Below are 17837 nucleotides of genomic sequence, written 5' to 3' on the forward strand. Positions count from 1 at the left end.
GGACGCTCGAGCGGCCGCTCAGTGTCGGCGCCAACGACCTTCGACGTCTCGATTTCTTCTGCATCCAATCTACCTTCGAAGCATCAAAGCCCACCGTTCTCGGCGCTCACGCCAACCGCGTCGCGCAGCAATCCAGACCCGACGCTGCGCGACGGTCCAGTCGGTCGTTACAGGTTTTGCGGGAACAAGGCGCGACGGGCACCCTCGTTCATCTCGGTGCTGAGGGTCATGCGTTGCTTCAGTGCGATGACCCGCGCCGCCGCCGGACGTGCAGAGATCTCATCGACCAGGCGCTGCACGTGCGGATAGTCGGTCAATCCACGCTCGCCAAAGATGTAGCCTGCCGAACAGGCCCAGCCCCACAGCGCGATATCGGCAATCGAGTATGTGCTGCCGGCCAGGTAAGGCACTTTCGCCAGACGCTGATCGAACACGCCGTAGTGCCGCTCGACCTCCTTGAAGTAGCGATTGCGGGCATAAGGCAGCGGTTCCGGCGCGTAGTGCAGAAAGTGCACGGCCTGGCCGCTGAACGGCGACAGCCCCGTCGCGACGAGCTGCAGCCAGGACAGTGCGGCCGCACGCCCGGCCGGATCCGTCGGCATGAAAGCACCGTGCTTTTCTGTCAGATGCAGCAGAATCGCGTGCGAATCGAACACCGTGATGCCGTCATCGACCAGGGCCGGCACCTTGCCGTTCGGATTGATCTCAAGAAATTCCGGCTGATGCTGCTCGCCGCGGAAAATATCGACGACCTCGATATCGAACGGCAGCTGCAGCTCCTCGAGCATCAGGGCGACCTTGCTGCCGTTCGGCGTGGGATGAAAATAAAGTGTCGGCATAGTGTTTCCTTTGGATCGAATTATTCAGAATTGCTGCAAAACGAATTGATCGATCTGCGGCGAGCCCGGCTTGAACAGCGTGTCGATTCGCGAATTGAGCACGTGCGTCTTGCCGTTTTCCGTCACGGCCGCAGTCGGCATCGAGCGCTCGCTCTTCTGTACACGCTCAATGGTGGCGGTTCGCCAGCCGTCGGTGGAGACGAGTTCGACCGTGCGATCGATGCCCTCGTTCTGCACCACGACCAGGTGCTGCGAATCCACCAGATCGAATCCGTCCGCGCCTTTCAGTGCTTCGGGCAACGTGATCTGCTCGATCCTCGACGGTTCATGAATATCGATCTTGAATAGCGCGCCAGAGTTGTAGTTGCCGATGATCAGATAGCGGTCCGGGTGCATTGCGATCCCGTTCAGGTTGAAGCCCTCGCCGGTGTAAAAACGCGGATCCCGGGCCCATGCCGACATCTGCCCATGCGTGTCGATGCGGTAGACGGTCGGTGCAAAGCTGTCGGTCACATAGACGTTGCCATCGGCGTCGACCGCCAGATCGTTGGCCAGATGCGCGCCCGGATTGATCGACGACAGATCGTAGTAGGCGCGTGGCTCACCGGTAGTCGCGTCGTAAGTCGCGATGGCCGCAAGTTTGCCCTTCGTGGCCGCATTGGTGTGCTCGCCGACACCCGGGTCCGAGTTGGTGACCCAAAGCGTGTTGCGGCGATCATCGACGAACAGACCCAGCGTCGAGATCAGACGGTCGTCATGGATGAATTCCGAGTAATGACCATCGGGCGTGATCTTGCCCACGGTACCGTGCCGCACCGAGCCCACCATGAAAACATGTTGACGGGCCGACCAGGTGATGCTCTCCGGAAAGGCCTGCGGGGCCGTGAACGTGATGTCTGCCGCGCTGGAGAGATTCGGTGCGAGCAAGGCAGCCGCGAGCGTCATGCCACTGATAAGTTGTGCTGGACGCTTGCGATGTTTTGGCGTTGTCATAGAGGTTCTCCTGTTTTCGGCACCAGGCCGGTGATGTGACGGGAGGGATTGTGCTTTTGCTGTATTCCCTAAACAATTAGCGCCAATGCAACCTACGTTTGCAATAAACGCAAAATGCGAGGCGGCAATGCTCAAGGATCTGGAGGTATTTGTTGCGGTCGTCGAAGCCGGCAATTTCTCGCTGGCCGCGCGCGCGCTCGATGTGGCGGTGTCGTCGATCACGCGCCGGATCGACGGGCTGGAAGAGGAACTAGGCTGCGCGCTGTTCCTGCGTGGCAACCGCAAGCTGGTCTTGACCGATGCCGGGCAGCACTTTCTCGGTACTGCGCGCAACGTACTAGGGGAACTGATGGAGGCGCGCGATGAGCTATCGAGTCGGGATCAGGAGCCGCGCGGCCTGTTGACGATCACCGCGCCGGCATCGTTTGGCAGGCGCCATATCGCACCGGCGGTGCATACCTTTCTTGAGAAATTTCCGCGGATGCAGGTCGACCTGCATCTGAGCGATCGGTTGACGGATCTTTCGGTCGAACGCATCGATCTGGCGATTCGGATCGGACGCGATCTGAGTGGCGATCTGATTGCGACGCGTCTTGCGCCGGTGCGACGACTGGTATGCGCCGCACCTTCGTATCTGGCGCGGGCGGGCCAGCCGGAAACGCGAGAGCAGTTGTTGGAACATGAATGCCTGACGGTCTCGTCGAAGCCGACTCCGCCGGGCTGGTGGACTTTCCCGGGGCTCAACCGGGGCGCACCGTTGCGGGTCAACGGGCGATTTCAATGCGATGATACCGAGACCTTGGTCGACGCGGCGGTTGCGGGCTTGGGCATCGTTCATTTGGCGAGCTGGCTGGTAGGCGATTGTCTGCGTGATGGCAGACTCGTGTCGCTCTTTCCCGAGAATGACGGCAGCCCGGGAAAGGGGGCATCGGCGATTCATGCGGTGCGCCTGCCCGGACGCTCCAACGTGACCCGCGCGCGTCTGTTCCTCGAGCACGTGCGTGAGCACATCGGCGATCCGCCGTATTGGGATCGGATGCAGCCGACCACGGGTTCGTCAGGCCGACGCCGCGCGAAGCGGAACGACGCGAAGAGTTAGGCGGGTTCGCTTGCCCTGAGAAGTTCGATCGCCCATTCGACGAATACGCGCACCTCGGAGGCGAGATGCCGATTGGCCGGATAGGCAACATGCACAGCGATGTCATCGCCGCGCCAATCGGGAAAGAGGCGCACGAGTGCACCAGAGCGAAGGTGCGGGGTGACGAGGAACGCATAGGTGGTGAGTACGCCGAGCCCTGCAAGTCCAGCCGCTAGCGCGGCGCTCGAGTCGTTGACGCTTAACCGATGATTGCCGTGGATTTCGAAGAGCTGTTCGTCCCGATGGAGCTGGAAGACGAAGTCTCGCCCCGAGCGCGGCGAATTCATGCGGACGATCGTATGGCCTTGCATGAGGTCCGCGGGCTCGCGGGGTAGCCCGTGGCGCTGAATGTAGGCAGGCGACGCGCACGTCACGAGCGGCAGCGTACCGGCCGAGCGCGCGATCAGCGAGTCGCTGAGTAATGGCCCGAGACGCAGAACACAGTCAAGGTTCTCGGCGATGAGATCAACCGACCGGTTACCGACGCTCAGCTCGACCTGGACATCGGGATAGCGCGCAAAGAAGTCCGGCATGGCCGGGACGACCAATTGGTACGCCAACGAGCCGGGCAGTTCCACCCTGATTTTCCCCTTCGGCGAACGGGTTGCGCTCAGGACGCTGCCATCCAGCGAGCCAACCTCGTCGAGCACGCGAATCGAGCCCTCATAATAGATCTGGCCTTCCTGCGTCAGCGTGAGTTGACGACTTGTACGGTGCAGTAGCCTCACCCCCAGTTCTTTTTCGAGTTCCTGTATGAGGCGGGTGACGGACGATTTGGGCACATTCATGAGGTCTGCAGCACGCGTAAAAGTGCCCGAGTCGACGACACGAACGAAGGTCTGCATCGCGGCCAGCTTATCCATGCATCAGTCCTGTCAGATTGGGATGCATGCGGGTCGCGGGTCGATACAGATATTTGCGTCGTGCGAGGATGCATGCGATGTGCTGCGGCATTCTCGCACGGCGCCGGCGCTGAAAGCGTGTCGTAGAGTCGGTCGCTGGTAGGCTTGCGCCGCCATCAAGCCTCGCTCAGGAAGCTGACCAATGCCTGATATGCGTGCCCCCTGTTCTTTTCGAGCATGAGCATGTGGGTTGCTTCGCCCAGTTCGAGCCAACGCTTGTCCGGCGACCCGCTCAGTTGCGTGAAGTAATCCTGCGCAAGCGCGAGCGGCACGTCGACATCCCATTCTCCATGAATCAGCAGGACCGGCACTTCGATCTGGCCCGGGTCATAAAACGCCTTACCTGCTCCCCAGTACTCGCGAATGTCCTGAATCGGCCCGTTCGCGACACGGATCGACTGGTTCTTGCGCAACGCCTCGTCGGGCTCGGTGCGAACCGTATTGTCGAGCCATGCTTCGAAGCCGCCGTCCGGTATCAGTGTGTTGCGCTTCCACTCGGGGGCGGCATTGACCCAGCGCTCGCGCGCATCAGCCGCGCGCACCACCCGGTAACCACCCAGCGGGCCACCTGCGTCAAGTGGGATTGGCTTGTCGCTGACCCACTGTGGTGCAACGAGCCCGAGCCTGCGAACATTGTGACCGTTGCGGGCCGTGAAGGCACCAGTCACGCTGCCGCCCCAGGACATTCCGATCACATTGATACGCGCGATTCCTGAAGTGCGCAGCACGAAGTTCACGGCGCTCGTGAAGTCGCGCACGCCGGATTCGGTACGCCCCAGCGGCTCGCTCTGCGCAGCGGCGACACTCATTTGCGGTGGTCGTGTCGACTCACCATAGCCGCGCACATCCACGGCGTAAACATCGAAGCCAGCGCGAGCGAGGTAGTCCATAAACGAATAACCGCCGATCGGCGTGTCGTAAAGGCTGCCGGATCCGTAGGTGGCGCCGTGCATCAACATCACGGTGCGTGCTTCGCCAAAGTCGGTGCGGCCTGCCGGCCGCTTGTTGCGGATGTGAAGCTCGATCTCGGGCGTATCGCTCGGGATCATGAAGTCGCGGGATTCAATCGGTGCTTGCGTTGCCATGATGTTTGCTCTCTTGGTGGAGAGGTTTAGCGGGGCAGCCAGGCGAAACCGCCGGCCTGCCTTTCGACGACGCCCACGGACGTTCCAGGGAAATGACTGCTGAAGAACAGCGAGTGCCGGTCTGCGGCGTGGTTCAGCGCCCAGAGCCGCGAGTGCTCGGCATCGTCGGGAAACTCGCAGAAAGTCGAGTTCCACTCGGGCTTGGCTATCTGAATCGGGTGATGCATGACGTCGCCTGAAAACAGTGCATGCTGCCCTTCAGAAGTGAAGCCGAACGACAGATGGTCGAAGCTGTGGCCTTTGGTTTGATAGAACGTGAACCCCTCCAGGCCTTCGAGCGTGGGCTGGCTTTGTGCGTCGATCAACAGGGCGTGGCCCGCATCGATAATCGGCTGCACGCTGTCCTCGAATACGCCGACGCTCGGTGTCTGCACGTGCACTTCGTCGGCATAGAAACGGTACTCGGCACCCGAGAACACGTAGGTCGCATTGGCGAACGTCGGGCGCCACGCGTCACCTTTTCGCACCGTGTTCCAGCCGACGTGATCGACGTGCAGATGCGTGATCAGCACGAAGTCGACGTCGGCCGGCTGAACGCCGGCTGCGGCAAGGCGCTGGAGGTACTGCGTATCGAGTTGATTGAACACGGGGTTCAGTGGTCGATGCTTGCCGTTGCCGGCACCCGTGTCGATCAGGACGGTTTTGCCCTCCGTCTGCACGACCCAGCTATGCACGCTCAACGCGAGCGTTTCACCGTCTTGCGAGACGTTCTCGCGGCCGATCCATGGCGGCGGATCGTTGGCAAGGATCGTGCGATCCCGGTCGGGAAACAGGTAGGCCGAAGGAATCTCAGAAAGAACGAGCTCGGCGACCCGTGTCACGGTCGCAGTGCCGATCCGATATCGATGAATGGTGTCCACTTTGATTGCTCGTCCTTTTGGAAGAGGCCGCGACGATGTGTCGATGCGTGGACGTATAGTCGTGCTTCCCGCCGTCTAGAAGAAGCCGGGCTGGGCGAAAGCATGGTTGCGCAAAAACGAACGTTGTGACGCCTAGACTGGATGGCCGCTTAGGGTGCAACGGCGCTGGCTGATGGACTGCAGCGACAGCTTTTCCGGCTTTCCGGGTATGGCGGCCCGGGTTGTCATGAATGACGCGGACCCGCCGCCGCTGTTTTTTTGTAGGTGTTAAGTGTTCACGAAAATCTGATTTGAAAATCTGAGCCGAATCCGTCGAGCAGTTTTTTGACCTCGGCATCGATGGTTTCCTTGGTCCAAGTGACGAAGCGGCGCCAGTGATACTTGGCGTGCTTCCAGAGGATTTCGATGAGATTCAGTTCGGGGCTGTAGGGCGGCAGATAGAACAGCACCATGCGATGTTCGAGAAACCATCGGTCGATTGTTTCCTGATCGATGTTGTGATGGATCGAGGCGTTGTCGAGCACCACTACCGTCGTCAGACCGGGCGTGCTTTCCCGCGCGATCTGCTCAAGGAATTGCACGACATCGGGGCGTTTGATCGTGGTCTTGTGGTGTGATAGGTCAGCAGGTTGGCGCCGAAATCCAGTGCACCAAGGACGGAGCGTTTGCAGTGCGGTTGCGGGAACACACGATGCGGTTCGCCGATGGGCGACCAGCCGCGCTGCACCGGGGGCGAAGCACTGAACCCGGATTGATCGAAGTAGAACAGCTGGCACGCACCGTCGAGTGCGGCCTGCTGTAGCTTCGTGAGGGTGGAGGCCTTCACGGCGAACTCCTCGGGGTTACGCTTTTTTTGAGCGAATAGCGACCACGCTTGTAGGAAAACCCCGCTCGTTTGAGCGCAGTCGACAAGGTATCCAGGCGGCAGGGAAACGGCACACCATGAGGTTCTTCAACGCGCTGCGCAATCTGTCTGAGAGTCGTCAATTCGGCGCTGGCGGCCTCGATGGCGGTCGCGATCATGGCTTCAGACAACGAACGGGGACGTCCGCCTCTATGACCGACCAGCAGCCCACATATGCCGGATTCTCGCCACGCGTGCGCCCAGTTGTAGACCGACTGCCCGCTCACGCTGAGCTGCGCAGCCACTTCAGTCAGTTTGATCTTGCGGCCGAGCATCATCACGCCCGCGGCCCGGGTGCGCATGTCGCGATGCTGGTGGTTCAACGACATCTGTTGCAAGGTCTTTTCCTCGGCTTCGCTCAGCTCTACAACACACTTCATCTGGACTCCGGCGCAATGGGTTCGCCGAAGTTAACAAAATTCAAACGCGTTTACCAGCAACACTTAGGTGGCGCGTTGTCGACGTGTAGCGGTCATTCAAATTAGAGCGACCGGCGAGGTTCAATCGTGGGTTACACGCGAGGTGCCTGATGAGGCCGCTATGGTCGATAATGGCCGCCCATTTTTTTCAGTCGTGGTGCGTGCATGAATCGATCCGCTAGCGCGGCAGCGAAGCTGCCTGAACATGAGCGTCAGGACCTGGCGGTTCGGGCATTGGCGGGATCCGGGACGATCAGCGCGCTGGCCGCGCGGCACGGCGTGAGCCGCAAATTCGTCTACGCGCAAACGCGCAAGGCCGGCGTCGCGCTGGCGGACGCGTTCGCGTCGGCGGTACCGGAGGATGAAGTGCTGTTCGAGTTGCCGGTCAGCCAGAGGTGGCTACGCCAGGTGATGGTTGCGCTGACGCTGATCTGCCGCAGCTCGTATCGCGGCGTGGTGGAGTTCATGCGCGACTTGCTGGGCGTGTCCACCAGTGTGGGCAACGTTCACGACGTGCAGCAATGGGCCGCGCAGCAAGCGGCCGCGCTCAACCGCGAGCAAGACCTGTCCGGCATTCGCGTGGGCTTGCACGACGAGATCTTCCAGGGCTCGCGGCCGGTGCTGGCCGGCGTCGATGCCGAGTCGACCTACTGCTACTTGCTGGCGGCCGAGGCCCATCGCGACGGCGACACCTGGGGCGTGCACCTGCTGGACGCGGCGCAGCAGGGACTGGCGCCCGACTACACGATTGCCGATGCCGGCCAGGGCCTGCGCGCCGGGCAGAAGGCCGCCTGGGGCGACACGCCGTGCCATGGCGATGTGTTCCACATCCAGCGCCAGTGCGAAGGACTGGCCAACACGCTGGGCAACCTCGCCAGGGGCGCCCGGTCGCGGCGCGAGAAGCTGCAAGCCAGGCTCAACCAGCGCGCTCGCGGGGGCGCGCCGGCGGCTTCGCTGCCCAGCTGAGGCGGGCACGTCGGACAGAGGCGCAGGCGCATCAGCTAGCCTGCGACATCCGCACGCTGACCCAGTGGCTCAGTCATGACATCGTGTCGCTGGCGGGTCCGCAACTCGCCACGCGGCAAGCGCTGTTCGACTTCATCGTCGAGGAATTGGGCGTGCGCGAAGCGCTGGATGCGCGCCGCATCCGCCCGGTGCGCATCGCGCTGCAGAACCAGCGCGATGACCTGCCCGCGTTCGCCGGCGTGCTCGATGAGAAGCTCGCCGCGATCGCGCAGCGCGCCAACATCTCGGATGAACTCGTGCGCGCCGCGTGTGTGCTGCATCGCAAGCCGCGCACCTCACCTGCGTACTGGCAGGGATGATGGGGCCGGCTACGCGCCAGACTGGGCGGCCAGTTCCACGCCGTGTTCGCCGCGGTGTCCGAGGCCATGGCCCACACGCCGCGCAGCAGTGCGCTCGTCGAAAATCTGAACTCGCGCTTGCGCAACTATTTCACGCTGCGTCGCCATCTGGGCGCCCCTTACCTCGACCTGCTGCGCTTCTTCCTGAATCATCGGCGCTTCGTGCGCAGCCGCCGGGCCGAGCGTCAAGGCAAAAGTCCGTGTGAGTTGATGACGGGGCGGGACCACCCGCACTGGCTCACGATGCTGGGACTCGGACCACTTCAACCGCGGCAAGCCTGAGCGCGGGAGGTCGAAACCCAAGACCTCCAAATCCATCGGGATACTAATCAAAAATCAAAACACCGCCCTCCATGAGCGGTGCGGCTCAGCTCGTCCGTGTTACCCAAAATCGGCGCTTTTCGAACCACGCCGGTGGCACTACGCCCGCGGCAGGCGTCGGCCAAACCGGCGCGATGCTCGGCGTTAAGCATCTTTTTTAAACTAAAATTGAACTGGTCGTGTGAGACAACGGAAAGCGTTCGATATGCTAGTGCGTCGCCTCAGGTCGTATGGACTGTTACGAATGGCCGAGCGGACGAGGATGATGGACGCGCCTGAAAATCGAGAGCCAACCGGGAAACGGTTCCGTGGTTCAGTTGCGCGTTCAAGAAGATGGTCGCAGTGCAGATGGTTAGCGCAATCCAACCGGAGCGACCAGGACCATAACTGTCCTATATTTGCGCTTGCGGGATATCAGGACCACGCCGACAGACTGTGACTCTCGCTAGCTACAGGGCCGATTTTCGATGCGTATCAAAGGCAGGATCGGAGTTCGCTGTTGCCCCGATATTCCTGTCTATCACGACTCATCGCGTTGGTTTGCATGATTTTGTTCCTCCTGCGGCACCGACAAATGGCGGCTCGGACCCGTAGCGAGAACAAATTTATTTGAAGAAATTTTGCATGAAATTGTTCCTTTAACGGACTATTGAAGCAATTTTGTAGGTGCCGACGCCTGGGCCGGACTTTGGATGACACCCAGCGCTGTCTAACGTTGTCATGTCGCTCAACCCCGAGTGCTTCAATCGTATTGGCAGCCGCTAGCCGGACCGTTCGCGCGCTCAGCAAGAGACGGCTGATATGACTCCGCTTGTCAAGAGGGGATCGGTTTTGGGTTTTGAGCTGCCATCTGAATTTCCTGAGGGCGACGTAGCAGTAAATCTCGACGGTGGATCATGCTGATATCCGCGGGTTGGTTACCGCATTACAGAAGTCCGCCCAGCGAGCCTGCCGCTATCTAGTGCCGCAAGTCGAATCAAATCCGTTGCCTAACCGTCTCGCGGGTTGCTCGGGTGCCGGGCTACGCCGCTTTCAGGAAACTCTTGCTCGGGTGGTGAGGTTGATTTACTTGTTGCTCAAGGGTTCGGTCACGCCATGCGCACCTCGGGCCGTACGGAGAGCGACATGGCGAGCTGGCTGATGTCCCAGATGAAACCGGCGAGTTCGCGAGCGACCGCGACCACCGCAATATTCTTCTGCTTGCCGCGCGCGAGGAGCTTCCGGTAGCGCCGGCACAGGCGCATCTGCGCGTCCCAGGCGCGGTCAACGATGGGCTTGGGGATGCCTTCGTGGCGGCGCTGGATTTCGGGGCTCACGCGGGCCGGATGCTGGTAGCTCCAGGCCGCTTCCACCAGCAACTTTCTTGCATAGCTGTTGCCGTTCTTGGTGATGCTGCCCTGACGGCGCTTGTCGCCCGACGAGTGTTCGGATGGCGTCACCCCCAGCCAGGCCATCAGCTGGCGCGGGTGGGCGAAGCGTGACAGATCCCCGAGCTCAGCGAGCATGCCCACTGCCGTGGTGAACTGCACGCCGCGCATCGTCTGCAGGCCCAGCACGGCAGGATAGAATCGCCAGTTGACGACAGCCTCGCGCAACGCGGCCTCCAGCCGGTCGCATTGCGCCAGGCGATCCTCGATCGTGCGCCGATACTCCTCGAACGCCAGTTGCTGCCAGACGCTGTCGAAAGCATAGGCGCTGAGCCAGCGCCGGTGCGCAGGTCCCCAGTCGGCGCGGCCGGCATAGCGCACGCCATGCAAGAGCAGAAAGGCCTTCAGCCGTTGCCGCGCACGCTTAAGATCGTCCTTGGCGCTGACCCACGCGCGAGCCAGATCGCGGAATGCTTCGTCTTCCACGCTTGGCACGTACACCGCTGACAGGTCGCCGGCGCGCAGCGACCGCACCAGCTTGATCGCATCACGCCGGTCAGTCTTGACCCGATCGCCCGGCTTTTTCGGAATCAGCGACGGCGCGCACACCAGGCAGTCGAATCCCTTCTGCACGAGCTGACGATAAAGTCCATAGCCGCACGGGCCCGCCTCGTAGACGATGCGGATGTGCCGCGCCTTCGATTGCAGGCGCGTACACAGCCGATCAATATCCGTCTTCGTCGTGCCAATCTTGCCGAGCAGTTCGACCTCGCCTGTGCCCAGCGCATAGGCAACCGTGATCGAATCCTTGTGAACGTCGAGCCCTACGTACAGTGTGATATCTTTTTCCACGCTGGCCTCCGTGATGGATATCGCCGGGTGTGGCCCTGTCCACACCGTGCGGCTCTGGCAGAAATACTAACCCGCGTTTGAGTCCTCGCGGCGGGCCAGCCTCTACCTCGCGGAGTCATACTGACTAGCCCGCATTCAGTCCTCGGCACTGCCGGACGCGGCAAAAGCAGATGCGGGTGGAGAACGGCGCAGGCTAGGCAACCGTTTTTACTCGGACAAGGGGCTGGGAACAAATTCATGCAAAATTCGGGAACAAAAGTTTGCAAACCAACGGGAGCCCAGATCGATGCGAGTTCGTGAAGTGCGAATTTGACATAAAAGAAATGATCGATATTTGGTAGGAATCCTATATATCGTTCGGCCATGAACGTTCAATCAATGACGCTAGTGTCGGCCTTCACGTCTGAGCATGAGGCGCTCGGCTTGGGCCCACACACCCACAAACTTTTGCTGCATCGCAAAAGTTGCCCCTCCGCGACGATAGGCGAGCGTGCGGTTCCTGCGAGAAAATCCTTGAGTCGCGCTTCGGCGTGAAGTACCGCATGCAGAGGTGCGGGCGAGTTGCGCGTCATATGGCGCGCGCGGACCGAACTGGCCGCGAGCACGGCCCATTTGGTTCTTTCTACAACGCCGAGTGTTACGATTCAACGGACCATACAACCGCAGACAGAGTCGTTGCAAACACGGACGATGCATTAGCGGGCGAGGCTTGCGGTTGGTATGTCGACCGCTTTGAACGGCGTAATGGCGAATGGCGGGTCGCCCATCGTACTGTCGTACCTGAGGCGCTGTCGAGCTACGTTGCACAGGGCGGCCGGCGCATTGAAGCGGCGGTTGTCAACGTACTTGTCGCGTCACCTCATGCGCACTGCTTTAGTTCTTCCGGTTGCATGCGCTCCGGATTGAGCCAGACTTCATCCTTCAATTTCCAGTTGCGCGTCGATCGGGACCAACGCCGTGGATTGCGCTGCCTGGCCTCCGCATAAACGATCTCACGTTGCGCAAGAACTGCATTCGCCACGCCGTTATGACACTGGGCCGGCGTGACGAATTTGAGGCCGCTGTGTTTGTGCTCATGGTTGTACCAGCGCACGAACTGCTGCGTCCAGGCCCGCGCCTCATCAACGCTGCCGAACGGCTTGCGCGGGTAGTCGGGCCGATACTTGCAGGTCCGGAACAGCGACTCTGCGTACGGGTTGTCGTTACTCACGCGTGGTCGGCTAAACGAGGCCACGACCCCCAGGTTCTCCAGGGTGGCAAGCATCGTCGCACCTTTCATCGGGCTGCCATTATCCGAGTGCAGCACCAGGGGACGTCCTGCCAGGCCCTCTGCCAGACTGGCACGCCGCATCAGCAACGCGGCCAGTTCTGCCGATTCGGCCTCATGCACTTCGTGACCGACAATCTTGCGGCTGAACACGTCCAGCATCATGTACCAGTAGTAATACTGTCCTTTGACCGCCGCAGGTACCCAGGTGATGTCCCACGACCAGACCTGATTGGGCGCCGTCGCGCAATGACTGGTCACTACCCGGGTCGAGGGCTTGCGCGCACGACCACGATGGTGCTGCTGCGAGGCGCTGCGCAGCACGCGGTAAAAGCTCGATTCCGATGCGACATACACGCCGCGATCGGCCAGCCTCGGCACGATCTGGCTGGGCGGCAGACTGGCAAACTCCGCACTATTGGCTACCTCAAGAATCTGTTGCCGTTCAGCCTCACTCAACTGGTTGCCCGGCGGCGGCCGTTCGGTCGTGGTACGACCATCAGCACGTACCGTGTCACCGTCACCGACCCAGCGCTGAAACGTGCGCAGGCTCACGCCCAACTCGTCGCAAGCCTTCTCCAGCCGGCAGCCTGACTGCGCCGCCTCGCGTATCAACGATATACATAACAGGCGATCCGGGACGTTGATCAATCGTCCTCTTTGTCTCCCCAGATCGCCTGGACTTTTTTTCTCAGAATCAGCAGCGCCGCCGCTTCCGCTAGCGCCTTCTCCTTGCGCTGCAATTCCTTCTCGAGCTGCCGGATGCGCTGCTTGTCGTCTTTCGACTGGTGGCGCTGCTCGCGTGCCTGCTCGGTGGCATTCGCGTTGGCTGCCTGGCAGGCCGCTCGCCACGCCGCGATCTGTTCGGGATAGAGTCCTTTGCGCCGGCAGTACTCGGCCAGCTCCGCTGCGTTGAGCGGGGCGGCTTCCAGCACTACTGCAAACTTGTCTTCCGAAGACCATCCCTCGGGATTCTTCCCATCGCCCGGCACGGCCAGCCCTTGTCCTTTCGCCTGTCGGCGCCACGTGTACAACGTCTGTTCGGTAATTCCCGTTTCTCTGGCCAGCGCTGAGACCAACGCGTTTTCCGGCGGCATCATGCGACGCACCAGCGCTTCTTTTCTTTCTGCTGAGTAGGCTTTCATTCACCCTGATTTTACCGCCCCCGGACCATGTCTATAAGATTCAGATAACACGACAAGTAGTCTGACGCCGGGGGGAAGGGCGGCGCTGGGGGCAACGCAACCGTTTGGACAGACTGTATGAAGTTACAGTAAATTGGAAATCTTTGGGTCCGCTAAGCTCCGTGGCACGCAATTGTTATGTCGATGCGGCAGCGGGTGAATGCGTTTGTTTACACAGAACTCGACTTCATGCATGCCGATGTATTGACGTGAGCAGCGTCGATCCGTGGCGCAGTCGTCAGCTCGACCGCCTCATCAGACCAAGCCAGGTAGGGGCAGACCTTCGCGATTATCTGGACGGCGTCGTTTGCGTGGCCGCTTTGCACACAACACAGGTTGTTGGCCGCTTTTCTCGAATCGACCCGTGGTAGCGCCCTCGGCGCCGGTCATCGCGCGAATTACGCGGTCTGATTGTGCGTGAGGCGATGGGTCATCAGCAGGACTTGTCCGTCCTGCCCGTATCGATGCACTTGGAATGCCATCACGTTCGTGGCGGCTCACGACCGGTCAACGCCTGCCACGCTACCACTTACTCACAACAGGACAGCTTGCTGCAAAAGCTCGAGCGCTTTCAATTCGTCCAATTGCCCCGTGCGTGCTTTACCTGCAAGCGTCTTGATCAATGCTTCCGCTATCGGTTCAATACCATGAAGATTGTCCAGGCTGGTCATGCAAGCGAAGGGGACCAGTACCGGGTTTGGCTGCGGTATGGCGGAGGCGGGGAGCGACTCAAGGGTTGCCGGTGTGGTTGCCGCGGCTTCCCCATTACTTTCTTCAAGTGAGTGACTGGCAAGGTCGTCGGGGAAATCACTTGCATGATCTTGCGGGCTGACGACGATCGTCTCATTCTCTGCTGCAACATCCGCCGAAACAGGTGAGGGCCTTTCCAGATCGCCCAGGGCGCCCGCCCGCGCGCGCCCCGTGCGCGCCTTCGCATTGGCGAGCTTTCCTGGTACGCCATCATTTTCAGCGGCCGCAAGCGGCTCGTGTTGTTGAACCGATACGCGACCGCGCGAAGCAGGCGTAAGCATACGCGACACCGACTCTGGGATCTCGGCCTCGGAGCGCGGCGTGTCCAACCAGCCAACTGGCAATCCTAACTGCTCCGTGAACCGGTTTGCTTCGACACTGTCCATGCGCTTCTTGCCATGTAGTCGATCGGCTATGTTGAATCCACTCATCTCCATGACCACGCCAAGTCTTACTTTCGATCCGTTGCGACTCGTGAGAACGTGGAGGTTAGCGCGTCGGATGTTCTCCACCTCAGCGCTGTCGCTCAAAGCCAGCGGTTGCTGTTGGGGTGTCTTAGGAGACGTCTTGTATTTCGAAGGCGAAGCTTTGAGCGGCGCGCGAGGTTTAGTCTCTCCGGCCATTTCGCTTCGACTATTCTTGACGGCTCTGGGTGACACGCCAGTTGCTTTCTTTGGCATTTGCGCTTCCTCGGACAAACTATCTTTAAGAAATGATTGCTGATCGACGTTCAGGGCAGAAGCCCGCGTGGTTGCTTCAGGCACGTTTGATTCGTCGTCCGTTTGAATGAAGTCGAGCGGTGACTTCAGACGAGTGATTGTCTCTGCCGCGAGTACGGGATTGGGCTGGTCAAAAAAGCCGTGCGGCAATCCAAGCGTGGTTTCCATGTGAAAGGCGGTCTCGGGCGTGAACCGCTCGCCCTTCATCAGTTCGGCCACGCGCGTCATGTTCGATTCAAGTGCTATCGCGATATTCTCCGCGCCCACCGCATCGACCAGAAACTGAAACGATCTTGTTTTGAAAATTGAGGCAGTCTGGGCGGGGTCTCGAGGAGGCGCCTTCACATACGGTTGTCCCTGCCGGCTGGGCGGGGATTTTTTTTCGTGGCGAGGTTGGCGTTGGCCGCTGTCCCGGGATCCCGCATATCGCCCGCGGGCTTGACTCATAACGTAGGGCTCCATGCGATGTTGATACTCTGAATATCTTGATTATAGAGGCGACGTTGTCATCTAATGCGTCAGTTGCTACATATGCGTCCTCCGCTACCGGCCTCCAGCGCCCAAAAGACCGCCCTCATGCTGTCACATTTCGACGTTAAGCTTTTTCGCCCCCGGTAGTAAGCCCACCGTCGTGGGTGGTCACCGGACGCCCGTCACCGGAACACCTGACGACGATCGTTTCTCTCTTTGCATCAGGAGCATCCCGTGCTGAGCGCCCACGAATTTGCAACATTGATGCTGGTCAAGGACTCCGCCGATCACATTGCCGATCGCGAAGAACTTGGAACATTGCTTGAACGCCAGCTTGTCGCACTGGAGCGACTTGCGGGCGGGGCAGTACGCCCTCGCATCACGGAGGACGGGGAGTCTCTTCTCCGTAACCTTGCTTTTATCAATTGATGAGAGAAAACCGTCGGGTGCCTCTCAGGATTTTCCACCCGCCCGACTCGCAGGCGGTACTGCCTCAACGCAGCGCTTCCAGGCGACGTTGGCAACGTTTGTCGTCTCCACCGCGTCGATAGCTCTGCATGGCCTTGGTGCGGTCCGGGGCAACGCTCCTGTCTTCTGCGCCCCACACGCCTTCCCAGAAAAGGCCGAGATTGTGTGCCGAGGCTTTATGCCCCAGTTCAATGGCCTGCTCGTAAAGCGAGCGCGCGCGGCTCACGTCCACCTGCATGCCTCTTCCGAGGCGCGCGCTATCGGCCAGCGCGGCGGCGGCCATGCCGCGCAGACGACCTTCGGCGGTTTCATCCTTCATCACATCCTCGAGAATCGCGTTACCTCTTCCCAGGTCCGGCTCCGCTCCAGTCGGGGTGACCAGAGAAATGGCCATTGCCAGTCGCCAGGCTGGATGACGGTTCGCGCCAAGGCGCTCGAGTAACCAGCGTCCCAGATCGGGTGCGCGGTTTAACGTGCTGGTGAGCAGCGCATTTGCGATGGCAGCGAGCGACTCCGGTGACAGGAATCCAGTCTTGTTTGCCGCAATGACGTGACGGGAGAACTTTTCGACATCCAGTGTAGGGTCGGCGCGGCGCAACTGATGCCATTCACGCTCGATGGTCCCAACCCAGCTTTCCATTTGCACGGTGAGCAATCCGTTGGTGAAGAATGCACCTGATTCTAGCTCACCTTTTGTCGATTGCAACCTGCGGATCAGATAGAGACTGCACGAAGACCCTGGCGGTGCGATTTTTCTACATAAGTGGTACCGCGATGAAGATCGATGGCTGCAGCGCGGTGCCCGTCATCAGAAGAGCGCGTTGAAAATACCTGGGGCAGTCAACGGGTGGTTGACTACAACGTGAAGGTCCGCGTGAAGTCGGACAACACGGGTGTCGACATTGCGAGTGTGAAGGTGTCGATGAACCCGTTGGACGAAATCGCCGTTGAAGAGGCGGCACATCTGAAGGAAGCCGGCGTGGCGACGGAAGTGGCCGCAATGTCAGGAAACGCTGCGCACGGCGCTGGCGATCGGCGCGTACCGCGCGATTCTGATCGAATCGAATGAAGGCCTGCAGTCGCGAAGCTGCTGAAGGCGCTGGTCGACGAGGAGCAACCGCAACTGGTGAACCCCGGCAAGCAGGCCATCGACGACGATTCGAACCAGACGGGCCAGATGCCGGCTGCGCTGGCGAATCTGCCGCAGGCGACCTTCGCGTCGAAGGTTGTGGTGGCTGGCGGCAAGGCGACGAAGGTGTCGCGTGAAGTCGATGGCGACGCGGAAACGTTGTCGCTGAAGTTGCCCGTTATGTCGCAGTCCGGACGATAATATTGCCTTCATCGCAACGGTGGCTGTTTTATCCCATCCATAAATTGGACGGTCTCGTAGTCACGCACGAGTTTTTCGAAACCGCGGACGACGTCGGCTTCCATCGCGTGAAGACCTTTTCCGCCTTGAAAGTTGGATCTGAAGGCTTGATTGAACCGGTTGTTCAAGTAGGAACTGACTTCCTCAATCTTTTCGGGACTCCCTGAGTTCGTGAAGAGAACTGACCTGGGTGAAGCAGCGTCATAGAAAAGGTTGTGCGGCCACTTGGGTACAAAGTTCGCGGGCCTCTCGTCGGTGATCCACATGGAACCGATAAGCTTAAGCTTCCCTTTCATCCCCTTAGGCGTTATGAACGTCCACACCTTGCGCGGCAGCCGCTCCTGAAGTTCAGCCAGCTTGTGAGTATCGGCGCCAAGTGTACCTATCCGCCCTTCGTTTACATCCGATACGAAGTCTTTCCAGTAGTAGAAGATGTCCAAATCTACTCCGTTCTCAAATTGACGATTTCGGGTCAAACGTCGGGACGGTCGACTGGAGGCCGACG

18 protein-coding genes and 1 pseudogene are annotated in these 17837 nt (G+C 60.2%); 6 read left to right on the plus strand and 13 right to left on the minus strand.

Translation table 11 applies throughout. The features are described from left to right. Window positions 1–167 precede the first annotated feature (167 nt). Both OKW39_RS25105 and OKW39_RS25110 read right to left on the minus strand, forming a co-directional pair. Complete coding sequence (locus OKW39_RS25105; RefSeq protein ID WP_429359439.1) at window positions 168–839, minus strand: glutathione S-transferase family protein; 672 nt, start codon at window positions 837–839, stop codon at window positions 168–170. Window positions 840–863: 24 nt separating this feature from the next. Beyond that, entirely contained in the window at window positions 864–1832 is a 969-nt protein-coding gene (locus tag OKW39_RS25110; RefSeq protein ID WP_429359441.1) for an SMP-30/gluconolactonase/LRE family protein, read from the minus strand. A 127-nt stretch (window positions 1833–1959) separates the two neighbouring features. Here OKW39_RS25110 and OKW39_RS25115 point away from each other — a divergent pair, with 127 nt between their 5' ends. After that, complete coding sequence (locus tag OKW39_RS25115) at window positions 1960–2931, plus strand: LysR substrate-binding domain-containing protein (RefSeq protein ID WP_429359443.1); 972 nt, start codon at window positions 1960–1962, stop codon at window positions 2929–2931. On the opposite strand, the gene OKW39_RS25120 is transcribed toward OKW39_RS25115, so the two are convergent. The 6 genes from OKW39_RS25120 to OKW39_RS25145 all read right to left on the minus strand — a co-directional run bounded on the left by OKW39_RS25120 (window position 2928) and on the right by OKW39_RS25145 (window position 7110). Beyond that, window positions 2928–3833: a LysR family transcriptional regulator gene (locus OKW39_RS25120; RefSeq protein WP_429563939.1), complete on the minus strand. Its 906-nt coding sequence runs from the start codon at window positions 3831–3833 to the stop codon at window positions 2928–2930. The genes OKW39_RS25115 and OKW39_RS25120 overlap by 4 nt on opposite strands. Before the next feature lie 155 nt (window positions 3834–3988). After that, a complete protein-coding gene (locus OKW39_RS25125; RefSeq protein ID WP_429563940.1) occupies window positions 3989–4831 on the minus strand; it encodes an alpha/beta hydrolase in 843 nt (280 codons plus the stop codon). A 152-nt stretch (window positions 4832–4983) separates the two neighbouring features. Then, the gene (locus OKW39_RS25130) at window positions 4984–5877 is read right to left on the minus strand and encodes an MBL fold metallo-hydrolase (protein ID WP_429359449.1); all 894 of its coding nucleotides are present in this window, start codon (window positions 5875–5877) and stop codon (window positions 4984–4986) included. A gap of 275 nt (window positions 5878–6152) precedes the next feature. Beyond that, window positions 6153–6458, minus strand: a complete 306-nt coding sequence (locus OKW39_RS25135) for a transposase (protein WP_429564265.1) — start codon at window positions 6456–6458, stop codon at window positions 6153–6155. Further along, window positions 6413–6703, minus strand: coding sequence for a hypothetical protein (locus OKW39_RS25140; RefSeq protein WP_429359453.1), 291 nt, complete (start codon window positions 6701–6703; stop codon window positions 6413–6415). The genes OKW39_RS25135 and OKW39_RS25140 overlap by 46 nt, the downstream gene beginning before the upstream one ends. Continuing rightward, window positions 6700–7110 (minus strand): helix-turn-helix domain-containing protein, encoded by a 411-nt coding sequence (locus OKW39_RS25145; RefSeq protein WP_429360644.1) that lies wholly within the window; start codon window positions 7108–7110, stop codon window positions 6700–6702. Before OKW39_RS25145 ends, OKW39_RS25140 begins: the two co-directional genes overlap by 4 nt. Before the next feature lie 255 nt (window positions 7111–7365). Between OKW39_RS25145 and OKW39_RS25150 the strand changes: the two genes are divergently transcribed. The 3 genes from OKW39_RS25150 to OKW39_RS25160 all read left to right on the plus strand — a co-directional run bounded on the left by OKW39_RS25150 (window position 7366) and on the right by OKW39_RS25160 (window position 8846). Further along, on the plus strand, window positions 7366–8166 hold the full coding sequence (locus OKW39_RS25150) for a hypothetical protein (protein WP_429563941.1): 801 nt from the start codon (window positions 7366–7368) through the stop codon (window positions 8164–8166). 83 nt (window positions 8167–8249) lie between these two features. After that, window positions 8250–8525 (plus strand): hypothetical protein, encoded by a 276-nt coding sequence (locus tag OKW39_RS25155; RefSeq protein ID WP_429563942.1) that lies wholly within the window; start codon window positions 8250–8252, stop codon window positions 8523–8525. A gap of 66 nt (window positions 8526–8591) precedes the next feature. Beyond that, window positions 8592–8846 carry a hypothetical protein gene (locus OKW39_RS25160; RefSeq protein WP_429359457.1) on the plus strand — a complete coding sequence of 85 codons (255 nt, stop codon included), beginning with the start codon at window positions 8592–8594 and terminating at the stop codon, window positions 8844–8846. Between the two features lie 1127 nt (window positions 8847–9973). On the opposite strand, the gene OKW39_RS25165 is transcribed toward OKW39_RS25160, so the two are convergent. From OKW39_RS25165 to OKW39_RS25175, 3 genes are all read right to left on the minus strand, one after another. Next, window positions 9974–11104: an IS110 family transposase gene (locus OKW39_RS25165; protein ID WP_090803864.1), complete on the minus strand. Its 1131-nt coding sequence runs from the start codon at window positions 11102–11104 to the stop codon at window positions 9974–9976. 859 nt (window positions 11105–11963) lie between these two features. Next, window positions 11964–13516, minus strand: a protein-coding gene (locus OKW39_RS25170; RefSeq protein ID WP_244168772.1) for an IS3 family transposase whose coding sequence is annotated in 2 segments (ribosomal slippage) — window positions 11964–13054 and window positions 13054–13516 — 1554 coding nt in all. Because the reading frame shifts where the segments join, the coding sequence is not laid out codon by codon here. 572 nt (window positions 13517–14088) lie between these two features. Beyond that, on the minus strand, window positions 14089–15471 hold the full coding sequence (locus tag OKW39_RS25175) for a hypothetical protein (protein WP_429563943.1): 1383 nt from the start codon (window positions 15469–15471) through the stop codon (window positions 14089–14091). 258 nt (window positions 15472–15729) lie between these two features. Between OKW39_RS25175 and OKW39_RS25180 the strand changes: the two genes are divergently transcribed. Further along, window positions 15730–15924 (plus strand): hypothetical protein, encoded by a 195-nt coding sequence (locus tag OKW39_RS25180; protein ID WP_429289665.1) that lies wholly within the window; start codon window positions 15730–15732, stop codon window positions 15922–15924. A gap of 64 nt (window positions 15925–15988) precedes the next feature. Here the strand turns inward: OKW39_RS25180 and OKW39_RS25185 are convergent, their stop codons facing one another. Further along, window positions 15989–16669, minus strand: coding sequence for a sel1 repeat family protein (locus OKW39_RS25185; RefSeq protein WP_244145042.1), 681 nt, complete (start codon window positions 16667–16669; stop codon window positions 15989–15991). Between the two features lie 78 nt (window positions 16670–16747). On the opposite strand from OKW39_RS25185, the pseudogene OKW39_RS25190 reads away from it, so the two are divergent. Next, a pseudogene (locus OKW39_RS25190) lies at window positions 16748–17275 on the plus strand (electron transfer flavoprotein subunit beta/FixA family protein); the annotation flags it as partial. 26 nt (window positions 17276–17301) lie between these two features. Here the strand turns inward: OKW39_RS25190 and OKW39_RS25195 are convergent. Continuing rightward, window positions 17302–17772, minus strand: coding sequence for a hypothetical protein (locus OKW39_RS25195; RefSeq protein WP_429332252.1), 471 nt, complete (start codon window positions 17770–17772; stop codon window positions 17302–17304). Between the last annotated feature and the right edge of the window lie 65 nt (window positions 17773–17837).

This window comes from Paraburkholderia sp. MM6662-R1, assembly GCF_050436245.1.
Lineage (GTDB): Bacteria > Pseudomonadota > Gammaproteobacteria > Burkholderiales > Burkholderiaceae > Paraburkholderia > Paraburkholderia tuberum.